Raw genomic sequence first — 22,250 nt, 5'->3', positions numbered from 1 at the left:
CTATTTTTTTCTCAGGATATAACAAACACCCCAGGTTTTTGAAGAAGGAGGTACTTTGCTTAAAAACTCTTCGCTATGGAGCACTTCAAAGCCTGTTGCAAAGGCCAGTAGTTCTATTTCTGGTCTGCTGAAATGACGCATAGGATGCTTTTCTTCTATAACGTTGCTTTCTCCGCTGTGTGGGTTTCTGGCTTCTATAGTATAATTTACCTCAACCATATTGTGCTCGGCATAAATAACCGGATTGGCTCGTCTAACCACCTCAATTTCGTCACTTTTAAAAGTTTTTATGCGTTGTTCTGGTTTTTGGGCATATACCGCCGGACTGTGCCATACATCGAATATAAACAGACCGCCGGTGTGTAGATGCTGTCGGGTATGGTTGAAGGTATTGATCAGACTTTGGTTGTCGGTTAGGTAACTAATCACATGAAAAAGTGATAGGGCCACGTCAAATGATTGGTTTATTTCAAAGCTACTTATGTCGGCAACTTGAAAGCTAACTTTTTCATTAGCCATGCCATTTGCAATTTCGACCATCGCCGGACTACGTTCTAAGCCTACGATTTGGAAACCTTTTGCTACCAAAAGTTGAGCATGCTTTCCAGTGCCCGAGCCCAACTCTAAGATATTCTTTGCAGTTGAATGATAATATTGAATCAATGTCACCAAATAATCTGTCTCTGCTTGATAAGGTTTGTCCTTGTACAAAAGATCATAATACTGGCTATACAGCTTAAAATTCTGATTCATTGTTTTTATGTTTGAGCTTAATTTTTTCGGGTTTATGGTAAAACCTTACTTTGTCTTCATCGCTACAATATGGACCTTGCTTTACTTCGATCATCTCTGAATCTTCGATCATTTCGAAGCCGTGACCACCAGAAGCCAATAAGATAACATCTCCAGCGTATAATATGCTGCTTTCAAGGTATGCACAGTCATCATTGTAAAAGTCTACCCGTACTTTGCCCGATTTTACATAAAGCACTTCTTGCGTTAAAGTCACCTTGCGTTCAACAAGATTATGGACATGTGGATCGATGACGTAGCCCTTTGGCCGGTTCATGTAGCCTAATTGTTGCGAGAAATCGCCTGGTGTAAAAAAAGAAATTCCTTCTTTTTTGTAATCGGCACGGATAATAATGGCGAGCAGTATTTCCTGAAAAATTATTTGTTCAATCATTTACGAACTGCTTATAGCTTGTTTAATGCGTGAAAATATTCTTTTATTCATCGATGCAAATTCTTTAAAAGCAAACGGAAATCTGTTGTGCGAAGGACCGAAATAATATAATATGCCTCTTAGGTAGCATTTTAAACCTAGAAAAATTTTACCGCATTCGAGGTATCGGAGGGCAATATTTAGTAGGTGCCTCGAAAAGGATTTAGCTCCGCAAAAGACCAAGATATCCTTTTTATAATTATTAAACAAAAACTCCCAACCTCGCGCTACGTTAACCATATTTTTTGTCATCGAGTCAGGAGCACCGTGTACCTCGGCCAAATGTTTTTTAATTACTTTGAAGGGATAGCTTTTTGCAAGCCGAAAACAAAAGTCGTCGTCTTGGCAAATACTGTATCTGAGGTCGAATGAGCCGACGCTGATCACTGGATCTTTTTTGCTAGTGATACTGATCATGGAGGAAAGATACCCTTGATTTAATACTTCTCCATACTTGTTTTCTCCCTCTAAAGTCCATAACGGGCAATTTATCAAAGAGCAATAAACAAACGCTACCTCCGGATTGTCGGCATAAGCTTGTTGCATTTCTAGTAGATAATTGGGGGTCCAGCTGTCATCGCTATCCAAAAAAGCTAGGTAATCAAAACTTGCGATAGCGATCCCACTATTGAGTGCCGCATTTTGACCACGGTTTGTATCGTGGCGGACAATTTTGATTCTGTTGTCTTTGATATTTTCAATGCTGGCGATGCTGCCGTCAAGCGAAGCATCGTCAACTACAATAATTTCGAATTTTTGATAAGACTGTGATAAAATACTTGTTATGGCTCTTACAATAAGAGCTTCGCGATTGTAGCAAGTAATAATACAACTGAAAAATATTTCTTTCATTAATCAAGGGGCCTGCAGATCAGGAGCTGCGTTGTTTGCCACACATTGGTGATTTGATGAGATTCAACTTTGAAATATCGGCTTACAAAGACACCAAATTCCCTATAGTTCCATTCTCTAACGTGTGCTGGGTTATCTGGAGGCCCATAATTCTGGATGCCGTATAACATATCTCTCTCAGGAGTGCTTAAAAAAAGATACTTGAAATTGATTTTTTGGATTTTTTTCAAAAGCTCGTCGGGATCGAGTACGTGTTCGATCACGTCTGAACAGATAACAATATCACTTGCTAATGGAAGTGGTTCAGCACCCAAGGCATGTATCCATTTTCGATCTGGATATCTTTTAATCAGGTATTCGTATGTAGGGCTAACATCTATTCCTACTGTATCGTTGCCGCCAAAATATTTAAGCAGTTTGTAAGCCGAACCACAGCCGATGTCTACTATTTTGTTATAGTTGTTTTCTTCCAGGTAATATTTCGCAAGCTCATAAACCTCGCGCTGATACTCGTCGGTATAGGTTCGGTCATCGTCGTAATTGTAGTCTTTTCTATGACTGTAGCCATTTTTTATCGCAAATTGGGAAGGAATAAATCTTCCGCGGATCTTTTCATATATAAGCTTAGAGATGAATTTAAAAAAGGGCGTTATCTTCATATCATTTTATTTGATTAGTCTCTTTATTGTCCGCTTTAGTTTATTTACCACTCTCTTTATCAAGGGGGGGGTAAAGCTCAGCTTATAGTATTTTCTGTATTTTTGTTCAATCTTTTTTGAATGGGTTAGAGGCTGACCTGAAACAAACTGCGGAAGAGTTATGCGATAGTTGTTTAGTTCGCTTCTCTTATGCTCCAGCTCTGTTTTAACATTATAATGCACACCTGAACCATCTTGGCCAATATTATCTACGAAAGAAACATTAGCATAAATGCCTTTTCTATTTTGAAGTACATTTACCGCATGCCACTGAACATCCCAGGTATCGAATACACCATTAATTTGCCCGTTTAGAATCTCCATGTGTCCCCCATATTCAAAAATACCGAGTTTGTTTTGTTCGATTAGTGTATTTTTTAGAAGTAAGGCGTTTGGGGTATAGGCATCCCATCTGCTTTTCCAGGTCGCCCATCCCCAGCAATCAGAGCTTTCTAACAGAAAATAAGGGGGAAATCCTTCATTTTTTAAAAAATCAACTGCAAATCCGTTAACCGAACCAATATCCATCCGGTGTTGGAATAGTTCAAGAGCATCGTTCATATACCTCAAAAAGTACGGGGAAGTTAATATGTCATCTTCTAGCACGATAACCCTGCCTGTTAAATTTATTACTTCTGTTACGCCTTGGATAATAGATTTTGATAGCCCAGAATTTTGATCGTTTTCCTGTATTTTAACCTGGCCGCACCATTGATTTTCTCTAATGACTTTTCTGGTTTCTTGAATGGCTTCTATCTGGGTGGGTGATGCGTCTTTTTTTGGCCCATCTGCATAGATATAAAGCGTAGAAAGATTGGCCAGTTCATTTCGAGCCAACTCTTCCAATACCTGCCTTGTATGCTTAGGTCTGTTATAAACAAAAAGCACAATTGGTGCTAAAGTCATTTTATAATACAGATATAATTTCCCAGCCTTTAATGAAAATACCTAACGGCTGCTCAGTTTTATGTTTTTGGCCGAGCCAATATTGAGGTGCAATAACCATTGTTTTCTTGGTATTGAGGTAGGCCCCCCACCAGCTAAATGAGCTATTAGAGAGAATGCAGATATTGGCATTCATCAGAAATTGAAAATCAATAATTTCATTGTGATTAGAGATGTATTTATTGAGTAGATAATCAAATTCTTTGTTGACAAAGTCTCGATCGTCAGAGATTATGACGTAATAGTTTTTAGGGTCTTGGATTTTTGCAATGGCCTGATGAAAGTAAGCACTTGGCAAAGTGTAGTCATGGTCGATATAATCTGTTCTTCTTACATGTATCACTACCAGCTTAAAACCTTGTGGCAAGCTAAAAGAGATTTTACGAAATTGCGAAATGGCTTCTTTTTTTAGACGGAACTGCAAAATTATATCTTTCTTATATTCAATGAAATATAGTTCAGATTGGAAAAAACCAGCGTAGAGCCTACGGTCATTTAGCTTTAACATCTCTATCTTAGGATCCACATCATTTAAGAATTCAATTTCTTGAAGTTTTAATAATTTTTTCAGTTTCGAATAAAAGCCTAGCTTCAAAAAGGAACTGAAAAAATTCTTGAAGCCCTTTATTGCAAATAGTGTACGGTCTAATGGAGATGTGCGGTCTTCCGTTAATAAGAAATATCGCGAAATGATATCATTTGAAAGACGTTTATCAATATAGAATTTTGTGTTTAACTTTTTTGCAGTAGCATAGGCAAATGCATATTGAAACAATTGATTTCCCATTCTACCATGATATTTAACGCTAATCATTTTCCTAAATTCTTAAACCAAAAACAGCCACAGCCCCAATGCTGTTGATCTGCTATTTCCTTACTGGCGTTTTTAATAAGACCAACGTCAATAAAATCGTCCGGTAACAAAGAGAATTCGACCAAATCGAGAGGAGCAAAATAAGAGACAAGTTGATCGTAAGCATAAATGCGATGGGCATTATAGGCTATTTTGGGTTTGCCAATAGGCACAACCATGAGTAAATTACCGTTGGGGGCCAATACTCTTTTAAGTTCCTTAATTGCTTTTAGATCCCCGTCATAATCTAGAGGATCACCATACCTGCCTAAACCAATATGCTCAATGGTGTGCATGCAAGAGATTGATTGAACAGAACCACTAGCGAAGGGCAAGGCAGTAAGGTCGGCATGCTCCGATTTTAACCCTGGTAGGATCACTTTTGCCGGCCGGTAATCGTAAAAATCAATGGGTACGAAAGCCGAAACTAAGGTTGAAAAATGTAAAATAGACGAAATGTCGATATGTTTGTCCGGTCTTGTTTGCGCCAGTATCCTGGCAGCCCAAGCAGGGTGGTAAGTGTAATGTGATTCAAAGGGCGTGTCTTTGGTTTTATCTTCCATTTCCGGATACAATTCGAATTTGTCATTAAAACGCTTGTTCGCTGACTCGGCTATTTTCCGAAATTCCTGAAAATCATGTTTAAAGTCACGCTCTTGCTTTCTTTTTTGTTTATAGTCGCAGTAACTGCTATATATATATGGAAAACTGTTTTTGATTGATTTTTTTATTTTACTGAACATCGCCTCCTATTTTCCCCTTAATTTGTTGAAAACTCTCGATAAAATGGTTTTCTTGCTTGTATTTTGAAGTGTATTCTCTGCGAATACAGCATCTTTTTTTTTTTCTTCGGTTATACTAATCGGTCGTTTTTCGATATTTTCAAACCAGTTATACCTATTTTTGGTACTCAGCATGTAATCAATATCTTTATCTGAAATCTGATCAAAAAAAGGAATTAGAATTTGTGTGGCCCTTAAGGAAATTGATTTACGTTTGTTCCAGGCATCTCTAAGAAAATAAGAGGTTGGCAACAACCTATGGTAGTAGAAAGAATCTTCTAAGACCATCACCTTCGCATCGGTAAGTAATTGCTTGATGCCAAACCCCCAAGTATCTAATGCGCCGGAAAACTCCGGATAGCCACCTGCAATTAACCAGCTCTTTTTGGTAAACAGATAATTTCCACTAGCTCCAGGTGTTAGTCCAACGGCCAAAGCATCGGTTTTGGCAAACAAACCAGGTTTTAGAGTCCAAGTATAATCGATTTCGGCGGTAGATTTAGAAAAATATTGTAATAGCTGAAAAGAAACTACATCGGCCTGGTTTTCCAAGAGATACTTTTTTATCGATTTGATACTTCCTTTTTCCAACACATTATCCGAGTCTAGGCAAAACAGCAGTTCGTTTTTGGCCAGTTCTATCGCAGTATTTCTTGCTGCACCACCACCTTTGTTTCTGGTGTGGCATACCAATTTGATGAAAGGGTATTTTTCGAAATATTTGGTGAGTATTTTTTCTGTGCCATCTGTTGAACAATCGTTTACGATGATCAACTCGTCACCTTCCTCAAAATTATCGAGCATGATTGAGTCGATAGATTCTGCTACCGTTGCTTCGCAGTTGTACGCAGGTATAAAGAAGGAGATGTTGTGTTTTGAAATCATAAAACAAGCATTTGATTCATTTTTTGTTACTCATGAAAGTTCAGTGAGCTCTTTAATTACATAGCTACACCACTTTTGGTAGTACAGTTCTTTTCGGAAAAAAGATTTGGCTATTCCCCCCTTTTTTAAGGCATCTCTTTTATTCAGATTAGATAACAGGAAAACCAACTCATCAACATTGGCAACGTAGTAACTCATTTCGTTCCAATTGATGAACTTTTGAAAAGGCCGTACATCAATATCGCCGATGAGGCAAGGCGCTACGCCAAACTGCATGGCTTCAAAAAATCTAAATGAATTTGCACTCGTGCCTCGTGGACACAATGCGACGTAGGATGCCAAGATGTTCAGATTAAATTGCTTGCCTTGTAACCATCTTTTATAGAACCTTGTGGTCTGGTTACCAGCAATGTTTACAGATCGATCATCTGTAAACCTGATACGTATTTCCTCTCTTATTTGATGGGTATCAAAAGAACCGTTAAACGAGGCAATAAATTTTTTACGCACAGGAAACAGCGGCATTTTATGAAGGCTGCACAATATAGGGATGTCTATTCCATTATTTGTTGTTTTGGCCGCCGTAAATTCTATTGTTTCGCCAAGGTCAATCAACGTTCCACCGTCAAATTGAGTAATGGTAAAAGTTTTTTCGCTGTTTATAATAGCTTGACCTACAAATGCCTGGAGTTCGCGCAACCCTTCTCCGTTTGCAGCAAAATTATGATTGATGTGCCATCTAGTCCAAAAAACGGGTAAATAGTGCCAGTCTGCTTCATCAGGATTATTGGTGGTTAAGTATGCATGTGTATTTAGCCATTTTAAAAAATCTTGCTCAACACCATAATCTCTATTATGGTTTGGATACAGTAGGTTTTGATTTAATGGTTGTAGACTCTTCTCTATAGGTAAAATGTAAACTTTCATTTAATATTCACAATTGCACCAGATGCTTTTCAAAATACAATTAAAATTCAAAGAAACCCATTGTCTTGAAAAAAATAGAATTCCCAGTTTTAGCAAAGAATGTGTATTTTTTTTCAGATAGAAATTTATATACCTCTGTGTCAAAAATTTCGCTTATTGACTTATCAATTATTTCGATGACAATTACCTTAGGCCTATAATCCCAATTATGAGATTTTAAGACTGAAAGTTCCGCTCCTTCTACATCTATCGAAATAAAATCGATTGTCTGATTTGTCTGTACATAATTAGATATTATTGCCTTAAGTGGTTCTGATTTAACTTTAATAGTTTTTAAAAATATACACCAATCAAATTTTTTATTCTCAGCAAGTTGTACATCAGACATTGTATTCATTAATGGTGGATCAAATAGATGAAAGTTGACTTCGTTACTTTCTTCGGAAATAAGTATTTCCAAGTTTATATCAAAGGTTCGTTCTTTTTCAAATATTGCTTTGCTACCTGGGCTAGGCTCAATATTTATCCCTCTCCATCCTAAATCATAAAAATATTTTGTGTTTGAGAAATGACTAGGATGATGAGCACCAATATCAATGAAAAAACCGGTATTTTGTTCTGGAAAGAGTCTTCGTAGCACCATGTCTTCTCCCTCTTGCGAAAAAGAAGGGCAGCTATATGCGAATTTCTTATGCTCAGGATGAGAGTAATATAGGTGATTTGAAAAATTTCTGGGTAAAGCCCCTAGCAAATATTTAGTTGCTTGTTCCGTTATTTTCAAGAAACGTTCTCTTACCATAGTCATTAGATAAATTTATAAATCCGATATTATTAAAATCAAAATCTATACTCCATTGTTCCTTCACTCCGAATGATATCAAATCTTCTAATAAAAACCACTCTAAGCGACCTATTTCATAATTTGAATGGTTAGAGTTATGTCCTCCAATAGAGATTGAATAAGTGCCAGGCCTTAAAAAATTCGACGGTATTTTTATTTCTGATTTATAAGTTCCCACCTGCAGTTTTTCAGTTTGATTTGTGTCATGCAAAGTTAAAATACGCTGTCCGTCCCTGTAAAGGATAAAGGAAAACCTAAAATCTACTATTAGCTGGACCGTTTTATAGAATAATTCTATTACTATTTGGCTACTTGGACTTATTTCAATGAAAACAGGAGATGTATTTACAAGGATTTTACTGATTAGAATATTATTTTTTACATTTGATCCGATTTTATTTAAAAGGTCTAAATCTAATACTGTCTTTGGCTTAAGATAATTTTGAACTCCTTCATAGGAATTTCCATCAAAAGAAACTTTTCCATTATTCAACAGTATGACATTATTGCATAATTGCGTGATGGCATTCATATTATGGCTCACAAAAAGCACGGTCCTTCCTTCACCCTTACTTACTTCGCCCATCTTACCCAAACATTTCTTTTGAAACTCTGCATCGCCAACGGCCAATACCTCATCTACAATCAAAATTTCTGATTCAAGATGTGCTGCGACAGCAAAAGCCAGCCGTACATACATGCCACTACTATAGCGTTTTACGGGCGTATCCAAATAACGCTCAATACCTGCAAAATCTACTATTTCATCGAGTTTACGTTGAATTTCTTTTTTGCGCATACCCAAAATAGCGCCGTTCAGAAAGATATTTTCTCGTCCTGACAGTTCAGGGTGAAAACCAGTACCCACTTCTAATAAACTAGCTATTCTACCTTTACCAGATATTTTGCCTGTGGTTGGTGCAGTAACTTTACTTAATATTTTAAGCAAGGTACTTTTCCCTGCACCGTTTCTACCGATAATTCCAACGGCATCGCCCTGCTCTATTTCAAAATTAATGTCCTTTAAGCTCCAAACTACATTGCTTTCACTTTTAGTATTTTGATCATTGCTTTCGCCAATACGTAAAAAAGGATCTTCTTTACCCCGAATCCGTGCATACCATCGTTCTAAATCACGACTGATGGTACCTGTGCCAATTTGGCCAAGTTGATAGGCTTTGCTCAGATTTTCTACTTTTATTGCTATGTTCGACATTTAGAGGGTGATTATTGTTTGTCTTCCATTATCCATATTACATCATCCATTTAAACCGTATCCACAAAATTCCGCTCCACTTTATTGAAAACTATCGTACCCAGCAGCATCAGTATAATAGTAACCAGTGTTGCGTAACCTAAGCTAAGCCAGCTAAAACTTCCTTGGCCCAAAAAGCCATATCTAAAAGTTTCAATAATTGGTGTCATGGGGTTATATTCAATAATCCACGCATAAGCAGGATATTTTTTTATTGCCTCAGATAAAGGATAGATTACGGTTGTGGCGTACATCAATAACTGCACACCAAAGCTAATCAGGAATGCCAGATCTCTGTATTTCGTTGTCATAGCAGAGATAATCATCCCTGCTCCAAGTCCTAGCAAAGCCATCAATGTTACAATAATAGGAAACAGGCAAATTGCCCAGCTAATGTTAAAGTTAGCTCCAGCGAAATAGTAATAGGCCATTAAGATGAGAAACAATAACATTTGTACCGCAAAGCGCACCAAATTACTCACTACAATGCTAAGCGGCATAATTAACCTCGGAAAATATACTTTACCAAAAATAGCTGCATTGTCTTTAAAGACTGAAGAAGTTTTGGTTAAACAATCAGCAAAGTAGTTCCATGCAGTAATTCCGGCCATGTAAAATAAAGGCTTCGGTAAGCTATCAGTTGAGATACCCGCCAAATTGCCAAAAATAAAGGTGAAAATGATGGTGGTAAACAAGGGTTGAATGAAAAACCATAAGGGTCCGAGTATAGTTTGTTTGTAAAAGGAAACAAAATCCCTTCTTACCAATAATATAAGTAAATCGCGGTAGGCCCAAACCTCATTCAGTTTCAGGTCAAATAAAGATGCGCCAGACTCAATCGTCCAATTTTGCTCTTCTTTAACCATAAATATTTAGGTTATTGTTCATGTTTTATTGTTATTGTCTGTTCCTATCTCTAACCACTTTATCTAAGCCCTAGTCCTTAAACTAAGCTTAAGAAGCCGCAAGCTCATCGGCACCGATTTTTCCATCAAGCAGCAAATTGCGTATCGATTGGAGGTATTGGTTATAGCCAAAGGCTTCAATACATTTTTCCTGAAGATTTGTTTTCTCTTGTTGCGTTTGTGTATGCCCAAGCAGTGAACATATACCTTTTAATATTCCTTGTTGATCATCAGGATCGACAAGAAGTCCCAATGTACCACCACCAAGCGCATCTACACTACCATCCTTATTACCTGCAATTACCCTTAGACCACTTGCAAGCGCTTCTATAAATACAATGCCGAAACCTTCTTTTTTGCTTGGGAGTATAAAAAGATCAGATAATAAAAAGTGCTCAGTAAGCTCTGCTTCATCAATAAAGCCAATCATTTGGATATGATTTTGAAGCTTGTTTTTAGCAATCAGGTCGTCCAATCGTTTCCTTTCAATAGCGTCCCATTTGCCAGCCAGTAAATAAACCAGGTTTGGATAGCTTTCCAGTAATGTTGGTAGTAACTCAATGGTATGGTCGTAACCTTTATATTTTTCTGACGAGGATAAACGGGAGAGCGAAAATAAAATAATATCGTCGTGATTTAAATGGTATCGATCCAATAACAACCGTGGTTTGTCAAAATTGGTAGAGTGATGATAAAAGGGATCAAGGCAATTGTTTAATATTTCAATCTGTGTTGAAGGAATATGATGCATATCCATTACCTTTCTTGCAGTGAATGCACTTACACAGATAATTTTATCGAGCTGGTTCAGCATTCTGAGCTTCGCGTCTGAAAGTTTCTTCCAGATTTCGATACCATGCGCCAGCAGATAAATTTTTTTGTTGGGATGTATTTTTTTAATGAAATATACAATATTGATCAAATGGATATGGCTTAATAAAATTACATCTGCCTTTAAACCGGCTAAAAATGACTCTACTACAAAACGTTCCCGCTTTCCTCCAAATCCTTTAAACTGTTTTTTGCTTAAATATCTCGAATCGCGGTCGGTATTTTTATCATACATCGAATAAACGGTCGACAGTACCAGATCTTCTTCGCTTAAATCATATAAAACCCTACTCACGCTTCGGCATACCTTTTCAATGCCTCCTGTTAAACTGAATGTTTTAAGTGTTAAAAATAAAACCTTAACTGGCATGGTAAGTTCTGTACAAGGCCAGGGCCGAGCTCCAGTGTAATTTATTTTCATTAAAGTTTTGCATCAGTGCTTTTGCCCTTTTATTCTTGTACCGGGATGGATCGGCAATATCACGGCTTTTTCTCATCCACTCCTGGAAAGGAAAAGTAAAGCCCATTTTTGATCTTTTCCAGGTTTCTACCGGCAAATCTTCCTTATAAGCTTCTACCAGGAGTCTTTTTTTCTGTTCATAACTAAACTTTATTTCTGTTGAGATGGAAAATACCAGGTCAACAAAATTACGATCCAGAAATGGAACCCTTACTTCAACACCATGGCTCATACTCATAAAATCGGTATCTTTCAGTAACTGATTTTGCATGTACATGTTAAACTCAAACCAGCTTGCCCGGGTTTCATTACTTGTTTTTTTTATCCCAGGGTGAAGTGGAATCTCTTCAAGACAGTCGATAACGGTTTTCATATCAATGTCTAGCAATTCGGCAATTACATCAGGAGAATAAACTCCTCTCAAACACAGGTATTCGCCAATGGGAGAGTTTAAGCTGAGGTAGTATAATCGTTTAAACCTGGTGTTACTGGAGAAACGCATGCTACGTAAAACGCTTTTACTCAACCAGTTTAAGTTCTGTATTTTATGGATCCGGTCAAAAGAGGGGTAACCCCCGAAGAGCTCATCGGCACCTAAACCCGATAGTACCACTTTTATGCCTTGCTCTTTTGCTGTTTTACATACAAACCAGGTGTTAATTCCATCATTTGTGGGTTGATCCATATTGGCTAAAACAGTTTCGAAATTCTGTACGAAATCGCGATAGGTGATAAGCTGTTCAATTTTTCGGATATCCATTTTTTGAAGGAGGCTGTTCCGCTGTTTCTTTTCCGAAAAATCGATCTCATTAAAATTGGCAGAAATGCTGGATAACTGTTTGTGGTTGTGTTGATTAGCTAGGATAGTAATGATGCTGGAATCGAGGCCCCCGCTAAATAATACACCTACATCAACATCAGAAATCATTTGCTGTTTAATAGAATAACCAAGTTGCTCGCGGATTCTTTCTATGGCATAGCTTTCATTATGAATATAAGGTGTGCTCTCAAACTCATGGTACGATTGAATAAAATGTTCAGCGCTTCTGATGTTATATTTTAGAAAACAGCCTTTTGCCAGGCTGCACACCTGTTTAAGGGTAGTATATGGTTCGGGAATATGGCCAAATGCAAGGTAATAGATTCGCCAATTATCATTTTCCTGGTAGATATCGGCATATTTAAATGCCTTTACTTCCGATGCGAAAGTTAAAGTTTCGCCAGCCAAATGATAATATAAAGGCTTGATTCCATTTTGATCACGCACCAGGTAAACAGCTTGTTCCCGCTTATCAAAAATGCAAAAAGAGAAAATGCCATCCAGTTTGCCAAAAGCAGCTTCTCCCCAATGCTGGTAGGCATACAATATTACCTCAGTATCGGTTTGTGTCTTAAATATATAACCCTGGTTAATGAGTTCGGTCCGGATTTGCCGATAATTATAAATTTCCCCGTTATAGGTAATTACAAAATCCTTTTTGTGGCTTACCATAGGCTGATGACCACTGCTGGTAAGATCTAAAATAGCCAGGCGGCGGTTACCTAAGCAAATAGAGTCTTTTTGCGCGGCATAGGTATAGATGCCATGGTCATCAGGTCCGCCATGATGCATACTATCACACATGGCCTTTACCTGCTCACTAACTTTTTCTACTGAATTTTTGCTATTGATAATGCCTGCTATGCGACACATTTTTTTAGGCTCCGGACTATTTTATTCTGCACCGGATACAGCTTCGCCCCCTCAGTCACATTTTGTTTTTAAAAAATGACCGATTAATTTGTTTTTATAAATAAAGCTGAGCACCATGCATCAGCTTTTTATTATCTGTTAATGGCACTGTTCTCCATCTCACATTTTCAATCCAACATCACTAAAACGGCTCTACAAAAGCTACCGATGTATTGATATTTATCGAATAACCCATATTCTGTAAACGTAAAATAATACGTTGTTTATTTTGTACAGCTACCAACTCTGCTATTATGCCCTTAAACGGACCTGCCTTAATCAATACGCTTTCTCCTGGTTTAATGTCATAATCCATGATTTCCAGATCGGTATCTGTAGCGAGCAAAAGCTTAAGATCATGGATTTGTTGGTCAGGAATAGAAGCGACTTGGTTAGAGAAATAAATAAATCTGGCAACACCATTGGTCATCAAAACTTCTGCATATTCTCTTGCCGAAATATACGCAAATAGATAAGATTTAATCAAGGGCTCTTCGACGATTTTTTTGCGGTCGCTCCATTGCTTAACTGCCTTTTTAAGAGGTAAATAAGTTTGGATTCCCTTTCTGTTCAATTCTCCGTTCGCTTTTTTTTCTGCTCTAGAATGTGTATAAACCGGATACCACCTGTAATTTTGATCTATCATTTGGCTTAACCTTAAGCTGAATCTTTTTCCAATGTTTGTGCTTTTTATAGCTTTTTCAAACAGTTAACCACCTAACCTTTTTTCTTCCAAAACTCCCACCAGCTTTTTTCATCATCGTAATAGCCGCTTTTTCCATAACCTGTGTAATTAGAATAATAGTACGTACCGGTATTGCTATGCGCGTAATTGGTGGTATAAATATTTGCATGTAACTTTTCGTCACCAAATGAATTTAAGATAATGGCAATATTGTTAAGTCCATATTCTTTTGATAAACGGTCTGGAATAGTGGCGGCCCTGAATTTAGACACGCCTGATCGGATAATAAAGAGATTGATATCGGCTTTCCTAATGAGTGGCACGGAATCGGAAACCAAGCCAACTGGAGCAGTATCGATGATGATATATTCATAGCTTTCCCTGAGTTTTTCGATCAGTGTTCCCATTGATTTGTGATGGAGCAGTTCTGAAGGATTTGGAGGTACAGGACCAGAAGTAATATAGTCGATATTGTGCCGTTCATCCGTAAAGATAATATCGGCTAAATCGGCCTGTTTGGATAAATAATTACTTAAACCAATGCGGTTGTCAGAGCCAAAGGCAAAGTGGAGTTTGGATTTTCGCAAATCTGCGGCAATAAGGATCACCTTTTTGTCTATAATGGAAAGGGTGCCAGCAAGATTTAAACTTACGAACGATTTTCCTTCTCCCGAAACCTCTGAGGTGATGCAGATTACCTTGGTGTCCTGGTCGCTGGCCATAAAACTCAGGTTTGTTCTCACAGATCTCACCGATTCGGCAAATATAGATTTTGGCCTTTCTATAGATAAAACACTTTCGCCAGGTTGAACTTTTTTTGGATATTTTAAAATTACCCCGATTATCGGGGTCGCAGTTAGGCCCTCAATGGTTTCGATATCGTACAGGTAAGGATTCAATATTCTGACCAATAAAATTAAACCCAGCCCCGAAAATAAGCCCATAAATAAATAAGAAGAATAAATTTTCTTCGGCACGGGCGAAATAGGGAAGTAAGAAGGCTGCGCTAAACTGATAATGGTTGCACCAGAAATGACGGCTGCCGAGCTGATCTGCGCGGAGAGTTTCCGTTCAAATAACATGGAAAACATACGCTGGTTGATATCAAAATTACTTTGCAGTTTGGCAAAATCGTTTTGTTTAGCTGGTATACTGCTTAATGCCTGATTGGCTTGTGCAATTTGTCCGTTAATATAATTGATCGTTTTTTGATTACGCTCATGTAATAAACGGATATTGGTTACAATGGCCTGTTTTACCTCATTAATTTGCCGGTTAATGTCCTGAATGGGTTGAGCATCAGTATTGAAATTCTGTAACTTATTTTCCCTGCTTATAATCAACGTGTTAAGCTGTGCAATTAAGCCTGTTAACAGTGTACTGTTTGTGCCTTCCAGATTCAGGTTAAGCTGGATCCGGTCTTTATTGTTTTTGACCTGCGTTTCCAATTGCTGGATACCGAGCTCTTGTAGTTGCAATTCCGCAATCTGGTTTTGCAGATTGCTCAATTTCGAATTGCCCAGTTGTTTATCACTATTCGGATCGATGAGTTTGTTACTGCTCTGAAAACTGGAAAGCTTATTGCCCGATTTATTTACCTGTGCATCTAAAAATGCGATCTGGCTATCCAGGTAATCTATAGTTTGTTTGGCCGATCTCTTTTTAAGTGTGGCATCATTCTTCACATATTGCTTAATAATCTCATTAAGCACATTGGCAGAGAAAACAGGATTGCTATCGGTATGGGTAACGCCCATAATATTGGTGTTTTTCTCCTGTTCAAAAACATTTAGTCCGCCGGCTGCCCTTCCATACAAATCTCTGATTCCGTTAAATTTGAAACTATAATTTCCAGTGGCAGGGATTTCCGTTTTAACGGTAAAAACCATATTGCCAGCGTTAATTGCTTGTCCGTAACGATATTTTTTTGAAGTTTTGTTGTTGTCGTCGCTACTTGATAATTCAAAGGTTTTGCGATCAACAGGTTTAACTGAATAGGTAGCTCTACTGAAATTTACAGAGTCTTGAGTTAAAATATCGACCTGAAAAGGTTGTTTTGGGTAAAGTTCGGTTACCCGCACCCTTCCTTCTAAATAGTAGCTGATTTTATAATCGAGGTTCTTTAATGCGTTTAAAATTACATCTTCCGAGCGCATAATGATCCCTTCAGTCTGGATCTGGTTTTGGTTAAAAGGGCGATAATTTACAGGCGAGCCCGGGAGTGCAGCCATTTGCTGCTGCTGATCGCCATCTAACTTTAATGAAGCAGAGGTGATATAAATAGGGGTGATGCTACGTACATATAACCAGGCCATCACAAAACTGATCAGTACCGTTCCGGCAACCCAATACCACCTGCTTAGAAAAATCAATACGATTTTCCAATAGTTAATGTTCTGGCTGGCTAGCTTTCTATTTTCTGTTGTTGTACTGTTATCCATTAGCGGGTTAAAGTAAAGATTAATACAGCCAGGTTGACTACTACAAGCAGAGGCTGTACGATATTATTGACACTGGTGAGCTTTTCGCTCAATGCCGAGCTTTTGGTTTGCTGCAATACAATAATATCATTGTTCTGAAGGACTAGTTTTTTACTGGCTAAACTGTTGATGTCATTCAGATTGACATAAATAATTTCCGGATGACTCTTGTCGCCACGGATAATTTTCAGGGTTTTAGGATCAGCTGTTTTGTTTATTCCTCCTGCTTCACCAATAATATCAATCAGGGTAGTGTTTTCGCGTTCCAGTAAAAAATTCCCTTGTTTACCAAATTCGCCCAATAAAGTAACCTTTAAATTTACCACACTAAGCTCTATAATTGGATCGCGCAGTAATTGTTTGGCATATAATTCCTGAATTTTAATGGCAGCCTCCCTTCTGCTCAGGCCTACAACATCTACTTTTCCGATAGCCGGAAGGTTTACTTTTCCGTCAACATCTACCAGATAAGAAAGGGTATTACTGATGCTTCCGGCAGCAATCTGATTACCGTTTGTGCTACTGCTCGTCGAAGCCGTGGCACCAAATTCTTTGTTTTGCAGGTTTCGGATAGCCAATTGATCATTTACCTTTATTTTATAATAGGCATCACTAATGTCTTGATCATTAACTACGTACACCTGTTTAATAGTGTCAGTAACCACATCACTTGGGGCATTAAAAAGACTATGTTCCTTTCTGGCAGCGCAGCTTGCCAAAGCGGTGCAGATAGATAAAATACAAAGAAGTTTTAAAATTGCTTTTGTCGGGATCATAATCTTAATCGGAAGTAAGTGCAAGCTAGGAGCTTAAATGCAAAGATATAGCTTAAAAATGCTTAAAAAAAGTTAAATTAGAAGTAAGGCTTTTTATTGCTTTTTTTAGCTTAATTAGGAATCTCCCTCATAAACAACATCTTCCAATTCTTGTGTTATTTAATCTGACGATTATCATAAAACGTATTTGAATTAAAAGACTTTTTTTAGTTGATATAAATCAAATTAAAGTTTGATTTATATGTTTTTGAGAGCAGGGTTTGGTGGTATATTTGTACTGTTTTATTTAAGCTGTAAAGTTGATCAAAGATTTTATAGTTAAGTATAAATGTCGCTATTCCTGTTATAATCCATTTAGATATCACCTATTCCCAAGGTGTTGTTCATAATGATCGTTTATTTTTCAGACATCATAGCGACAGTTCTTTATTTAAAAGGGATAACACTTTAAGATGTTGGCGTATGAGGTATTTGAGATTTTTTCTGTTGGCTATGTTTACATGTTTTTTAGGTAATGTCAGAGCACAAAACGGTTGCGTAAAGTATTTTGGCCCAGGCTTCGAATCAATTTATTACCCAACTAATTTGGGTACTAATGGCGTATTCGGCCCTGATTATGGTGGAACTCCTGTCAGTATTCCTGCTGGCTGTTCACCCACTGAACCGGCAAGCACACTCACCAGAGAATGTACTATAGGTGGGGTTTATGGAGGATTGCTACTGCAGAACCATATACAATGTCCAATCGATGATTATTTACCTCTCTTGATTTTATTAGCCGGTTTTACCGGAACAATGTTTATCAGGAACAAAGCGCAATTAACATAGAGAAAGAAATATCGGCTTATTCTTTATTGAGTTGTAAATTAAATGGTTTTTCGAGGGATGTAAAGTGCCTTTAAATTTTGCCTGCTTTGCTGCTTACTTGGGCAAACTGTATGATGATAATAATATTCTACAGTTGTGATTCATGATGCTTTTTGAATTTAAATGTGGGGATTATTAATTTATGGAGTGATATAATTTTCAGCAATTTTTGACTTATGTTAAGCATTTTGGTATGCTGCAGAAACGCTAAATAATTTTGTTGTTGATTTTAATCAAATAGCCTCATTGGTTTCTTCTAACAATTTCTGATGAATTTTGTGCTTTTAAACGGGTTAGAACCCACTTTTTCCTGTTTTGTCTTTAATTCTCAATAGAGTACAATTTGTCATATTAATCTGGATTAACACTTTGTTCATTTTATTCATAGTCAAAATAAATTAATTTTGTAGTTGTAATTAGACTGCTTTTTTGATTTTTTGTGATGTAATTTCATTTTCAACTGGGCATCTTTATTTAATATTTTAGCTAGCCGTCTGTTGAAAAAAGTAGTTTTTACGTTTGTTTTTTTTGTTTGTTCTCTTCATTTATTTGCCGGAGATCCTGGTCCCAATTATGCATGCTGGCAATATGGGAATAATAATTTCTACACACACTATTGGAAAGACGATACCTACTCAAATTGGGGTTCTACATATCATTATTACGACGATGCTTCCGGTGTAATTACTGGTACTTATAGTAATTCTCCTAATTGTGGTGAAATTAATCCTAATGATTCAAATGTGTGGTCTCAAGGTGGCGGGACTTGCTTTATCAATATAAATGGTAATATATATCAGGGCAATCTGGGGACCATAAATTATAGCAATTATAACCAGTGTAATTTACCGTTAGACGATTCAATTTCGATATTATGTCTTGCATCTGCATCACTTGCTTTTGTTGCTTTACGGAAACAAAAGAAATTAGTTGCTGAATAGAAATTAGAGGAATTTGACCTTTAAAATTTCAAATTTTTTAATGTAAACAAGGTTTAAACCTAGGTGGATTGAACAAAAGGAACAACAAATCAATAAAGTAGGCATGCTAATTTTATATCGAATCAGTATCGATATGAAATGAAGGGATGCATACTAGCAATCATGTTATTTTTTTCTTTAAATTCTGTGATAGTATTTGCACAGGGGTCTGCTACAGGCTGCTTAATTCCATCCCAGAATACCGTTTATCAAACACCAGAAGATGGGTTGATTAATGCAATACTTAAAGTATTACTTGGCGGTAACCCATCATATAGTGCCTCTTCCGGCATAAATTTGAGTTCCAATTATTGTTCTTGGACACCAGCACCAACAGGATCTTTTAGCTGCGGTGTTTGTACAACTTATACCTTTAATATACTGGGCATTGTTAACGGATGCCAGACAGGGGCTATGTTAGAAGGGTATGTTGGTACATATACCATGGTCGAATGTAACCTCGACGATCACACCTGGCTTTTTGGCGCAGCCATTGGTTTATTTGGCATTTTAATCATCAGGAAAAGAAATAAACTTTAAGCTATTCTATTTTCGGTGAGGCTTTGTTATAGATTATGTAGTGCTATCGCTTCCTAATTTTTATATTTACCCAGGTTTCGGTTTTTGATAATTAAAGAGAGCTGCAAACTGCCTGGTTAATCATGAAAATATCCCTTATTACAGTCGTTTACAACGGTGAAACATTTTTACAGGAATGCTTTGATTCTGTAAGGGGCCAAACTTATGCTGATATAGAGTACATTGTAATTGATGGTGCATCGACAGACAGGACGCTGGAGATTATTCAAGAAAACCGATCTAACATCGATTATTTTGTTTCAGAAAAAGATAATGGTTTATACGATGCCATTAATAAAGGGATTAAAAAAGCAACAGGAGAGGTAATCGGGATTTTAAATGCCGACGATCTGTTTGCAGATACTCATGTGCTCACAACGGTAGCCAAAGCTTTTATCGATCAACCGGAAATAGATGGTCTTTATGGTGATCTCAATTATATTCACTCCACAGCACACCGGGTTATCAGAACGTGGAAATCATGGCAGAACACGCATGCAGACCTTAAAAATGGCTGGATGCCCGCACACCCCACGCTGTATCTAAAAAGATCGTTGTTTGAAAAACACGGAGACTACGCCTTAGATTTAGGTACCGCTGCCGATTACGAATTAATACTGCGTTACTTTTATACACATAAAATAAAAGCGGTTTACCTTCCCGTCTTAATGGTGAACATGCGTACAGGTGGCCTAAGTAACCAATCTTTTATGAGCAGGATTGCTGCCTTTGTTAATGATTATAAAGCCCTAAAAAGAAATAGCGTACCATATCCGCTATTTGTGGTGATGAAGAAAAAGCTAAGTAAACTCAGTCAGTTTTAATTTTATCCGCACAACCGGGTAAATAATGTCAATAAAACAAATAAAGAGGTGGTTTCTTCCCGAATTATGCTTGTTTTGAAAACAAAAGAACTTCTCGATTATAAGTGTAATTTCCTTTTATTTACTCTTCTTTTTTGTTTGGTTTTTGTTATTTTTGTAGTATTAATCTTATGGTTTTTCGATTGTTGTGTATGGTTTTGAGATTGATCAAAATAATAGTTGTCTAAAAAAGTAGTTTATCGAAAATATGGGGCAGTAAATACTTCCCTTAATCCCTAACAATCATGTTAAAGTGTCTATCCTTAACTGTCTTGTCAGCAGTTTTATTTTTTTTCTATTCGTTTGGAGATGTAGGTTGTAAAACCGGAAATAATATTTATGCTATACAACGGCCTGGTATTTTCGTTCTGGAAGGATCGCAATTCATCCCAATTTACTATTCGTCTAGTGCAATTCATATTCGAAACGGTCCTACCGATACTCAATGTGGCATTTTAAGGAGTATATCCGATACATATTCAATATCCGCAGGATCTACGAGTAATACGAATTCTAAATGCGCTTATGATGCTAACCTGGGAGATCAGGGAGTGTTGGTGGATTACAATCCGTCTGATAACAGCTGCATGGCGCTTCCTTTAGATGATTGTATACCTTTTATCATGAGTTCAGTGGTTTTTGTGGGGGTCATTCGTAGAAAAAGAATGAATTCATTTGAGGATAGTTATATTTGCTAACCAGTCGCTATTAAGTTTTGCTAAAAGATATTCTGAATACCAGCCCAAACTATTTCTATATAGCCATATTTATTTTGGCCTTTTCAGCTGTGATCATTAGTATTCCAAGCGTAATTTATACTTCTTTAAAATATGGTCTTTTTGATAAGAACGACCTGTATCGTAAAAACCATAAACGCAATATTTCACGTTTAGGTGGTTTGGCCATTGTAGGTAGTTTTACTGTATGTATCTTGCTTTTTTCGGCCATTATTAATTTTAAAGAAGCTAATTTTTTAATTGCATCATGCATCATCCTTGCGGCACTTGGCCTAAAAGATGATGTTTATGGCACCAATACCAGTACAAAATTTATTCTGCAAATCGTTGTAGCCTTTATACTTGTTTTTTTTGGTGCCTTCCGTTTAACAAGTTTATACGGTGTATTGGGAATAGGAGACATGGTACCTATATGGGGGAGTTTTTTTTCCATTGCATTAATTATTTTCCTCAATAATGCATTCAATTTAATAGATGGTATAGACGGATTGGCAGGTGGGATAGGTATTTTAACGAGCCTGGTATTCGGGGTTTTGTTTGCCTTGATGGGACAGGTGCCCTATGCATGTATTGCTTTTGCTCTTGCAGGTGCTATAGCCGGTTTTTTAAAATACAATTGGTTTCCTGCTAAAATATTTATGGGCGATACGGGAGCATTGATTATTGGGCTTATTTCTGCTGCGCTGGCCATTAAGTTCATCGAGCTCAATAAATTTACTGCCGGAAGTAAACCGGCCTTTTATTCGGCACCCGCAATAGCCGTAGCTATACTTATCGTACCCATTTTCGACTCATTAAGGGTTTTTACCATTCGTATTTTAAAAGGGGGTTCTCCATTTAAGGGAGACCGTAACCACATCCACCACCGTTTGGAAAGACTTGGTTTTAAACCAAACTGGATTGTACTTGCCTCACTGGCCATTAATATTCTTATTTTAATGGCTACTATTGCGCTGCAGCGGCTGGGAAATTTTGTGCTCATTTTCCTTATTATAGGAATCTGTGTTATCTTTAACGGATTGCTATCGCTAAGCTTGTTTAGAAAACGGAAAGCTTAATTACTGCTTTGCAAAGATCAAAAAAACATCTTTA

General features: G+C 37.2%; 21 protein-coding genes. 4 read left to right on the top strand and 17 right to left on the bottom strand.

The features are described 5' to 3' along the window. The 17 genes from ACFSR6_RS07070 to ACFSR6_RS06990 form a co-directional block, all read right to left on the bottom strand. Complete coding sequence (locus ACFSR6_RS07070) at positions 1-753, bottom strand: class I SAM-dependent DNA methyltransferase (protein ID WP_379076849.1); 753 nt, start codon at positions 751-753, stop codon at positions 1-3. Further along, positions 737-1,186, bottom strand: coding sequence for a hypothetical protein (locus ACFSR6_RS07065; protein WP_379076846.1), 450 nt, complete (start codon positions 1,184-1,186; stop codon positions 737-739). Before ACFSR6_RS07065 ends, ACFSR6_RS07070 begins: the two co-directional genes overlap by 17 nt. Beyond that, positions 1,187-2,077 carry a glycosyltransferase family 2 protein gene (locus tag ACFSR6_RS07060; RefSeq protein WP_379076843.1) on the bottom strand — a complete coding sequence of 297 codons (891 nt, stop codon included), beginning with the start codon at positions 2,075-2,077 and terminating at the stop codon, positions 1,187-1,189. Continuing rightward, entirely contained in the window at positions 2,077-2,736 is a 660-nt protein-coding gene (locus tag ACFSR6_RS07055) for a class I SAM-dependent methyltransferase (protein WP_379076840.1), read from the bottom strand. Before ACFSR6_RS07055 ends, ACFSR6_RS07060 begins: the two co-directional genes overlap by 1 nt. Positions 2,737-2,742: 6 nt before the next feature. Beyond that, positions 2,743-3,681 carry a glycosyltransferase family 2 protein gene (locus tag ACFSR6_RS07050; protein WP_379076837.1) on the bottom strand — a complete coding sequence of 313 codons (939 nt, stop codon included), beginning with the start codon at positions 3,679-3,681 and terminating at the stop codon, positions 2,743-2,745. A gap of 1 nt (position 3,682) precedes the next feature. Further along, positions 3,683-4,507, bottom strand: a complete 825-nt coding sequence (locus ACFSR6_RS07045) for an alpha-1,2-fucosyltransferase (RefSeq protein ID WP_379076835.1) — start codon at positions 4,505-4,507, stop codon at positions 3,683-3,685. A gap of 23 nt (positions 4,508-4,530) precedes the next feature. After that, a complete protein-coding gene (locus ACFSR6_RS07040) occupies positions 4,531-5,136 on the bottom strand; it encodes a DUF268 domain-containing protein (RefSeq protein ID WP_379076832.1) in 606 nt (201 codons plus the stop codon). Between the two features lie 186 nt (positions 5,137-5,322). Next, positions 5,323-6,240: a glycosyltransferase family 2 protein gene (locus tag ACFSR6_RS07035; protein ID WP_379076829.1), complete on the bottom strand. Its 918-nt coding sequence runs from the start codon at positions 6,238-6,240 to the stop codon at positions 5,323-5,325. 30 nt (positions 6,241-6,270) lie between these two features. Further along, positions 6,271-7,167 (bottom strand): exostosin domain-containing protein, encoded by an 897-nt coding sequence (locus ACFSR6_RS07030; RefSeq protein ID WP_379076826.1) that lies wholly within the window; start codon positions 7,165-7,167, stop codon positions 6,271-6,273. Positions 7,168-7,207: 40 nt separating this feature from the next. Further along, positions 7,208-7,966 carry an FkbM family methyltransferase gene (locus tag ACFSR6_RS07025; RefSeq protein WP_379076823.1) on the bottom strand — a complete coding sequence of 253 codons (759 nt, stop codon included), beginning with the start codon at positions 7,964-7,966 and terminating at the stop codon, positions 7,208-7,210. After that, the gene (locus ACFSR6_RS07020; protein WP_379076820.1) at positions 7,923-9,224 is read right to left on the bottom strand and encodes an ABC transporter ATP-binding protein; all 1,302 of its coding nucleotides are present in this window, start codon (positions 9,222-9,224) and stop codon (positions 7,923-7,925) included. Before ACFSR6_RS07020 ends, ACFSR6_RS07025 begins: the two co-directional genes overlap by 44 nt. Positions 9,225-9,274: 50 nt before the next feature. Further along, a complete protein-coding gene (locus tag ACFSR6_RS07015; protein ID WP_379076817.1) occupies positions 9,275-10,129 on the bottom strand; it encodes an ABC transporter permease in 855 nt (284 codons plus the stop codon). An 88-nt stretch (positions 10,130-10,217) separates the two neighbouring features. Beyond that, a complete protein-coding gene (locus ACFSR6_RS07010; RefSeq protein ID WP_379076814.1) occupies positions 10,218-11,369 on the bottom strand; it encodes a glycosyltransferase family 4 protein in 1,152 nt (383 codons plus the stop codon). After that, a complete protein-coding gene (gene asnB / locus ACFSR6_RS07005) occupies positions 11,359-13,152 on the bottom strand; it encodes an asparagine synthase (glutamine-hydrolyzing) (protein ID WP_379076812.1) in 1,794 nt (597 codons plus the stop codon). Before asnB ends, ACFSR6_RS07010 begins: the two co-directional genes overlap by 11 nt. Positions 13,153-13,333: 181 nt before the next feature. Then, a complete protein-coding gene (locus ACFSR6_RS07000) occupies positions 13,334-13,837 on the bottom strand; it encodes a UpxY family transcription antiterminator (protein WP_379076809.1) in 504 nt (167 codons plus the stop codon). Positions 13,838-13,908: 71 nt separating this feature from the next. After that, positions 13,909-16,317, bottom strand: a complete 2,409-nt coding sequence (locus ACFSR6_RS06995) for a GumC family protein (RefSeq protein ID WP_379076806.1) — start codon at positions 16,315-16,317, stop codon at positions 13,909-13,911. Further along, positions 16,317-17,132: a polysaccharide biosynthesis/export family protein gene (locus ACFSR6_RS06990; protein ID WP_379076803.1), complete on the bottom strand. Its 816-nt coding sequence runs from the start codon at positions 17,130-17,132 to the stop codon at positions 16,317-16,319. Before ACFSR6_RS06990 ends, ACFSR6_RS06995 begins: the two co-directional genes overlap by 1 nt. Before the next feature lie 1,364 nt (positions 17,133-18,496). On the opposite strand from ACFSR6_RS06990, the gene ACFSR6_RS06985 reads away from it, so the two are divergent. The 4 genes from ACFSR6_RS06985 to ACFSR6_RS06970 all read left to right on the top strand — a co-directional run bounded on the left by ACFSR6_RS06985 (position 18,497) and on the right by ACFSR6_RS06970 (position 22,216). Then, positions 18,497-18,940, top strand: a complete 444-nt coding sequence (locus ACFSR6_RS06985) for a hypothetical protein (RefSeq protein ID WP_379076801.1) — start codon at positions 18,497-18,499, stop codon at positions 18,938-18,940. Positions 18,941-19,126: 186 nt separating this feature from the next. Further along, the gene (locus ACFSR6_RS06980) at positions 19,127-19,519 is read left to right on the top strand and encodes a hypothetical protein (protein ID WP_379076798.1); all 393 of its coding nucleotides are present in this window, start codon (positions 19,127-19,129) and stop codon (positions 19,517-19,519) included. A 122-nt stretch (positions 19,520-19,641) separates the two neighbouring features. Further along, the gene (locus ACFSR6_RS06975; RefSeq protein ID WP_379076795.1) at positions 19,642-20,382 is read left to right on the top strand and encodes a glycosyltransferase family 2 protein; all 741 of its coding nucleotides are present in this window, start codon (positions 19,642-19,644) and stop codon (positions 20,380-20,382) included. A gap of 754 nt (positions 20,383-21,136) precedes the next feature. Then, positions 21,137-22,216: an MraY family glycosyltransferase gene (locus ACFSR6_RS06970; RefSeq protein WP_379076792.1), complete on the top strand. Its 1,080-nt coding sequence runs from the start codon at positions 21,137-21,139 to the stop codon at positions 22,214-22,216. Positions 22,217-22,250: the final 34 nt, after the last annotated feature.

Source organism: Pedobacter vanadiisoli (genome assembly GCF_042684385.1).
Classification (GTDB): Bacteria; Bacteroidota; Bacteroidia; order Sphingobacteriales; family Sphingobacteriaceae; genus Pedobacter; species Pedobacter vanadiisoli.
Note: the sequence above shows the minus strand (reverse complement) of the source record. Positions and strands in the feature narration are given on the sequence as shown.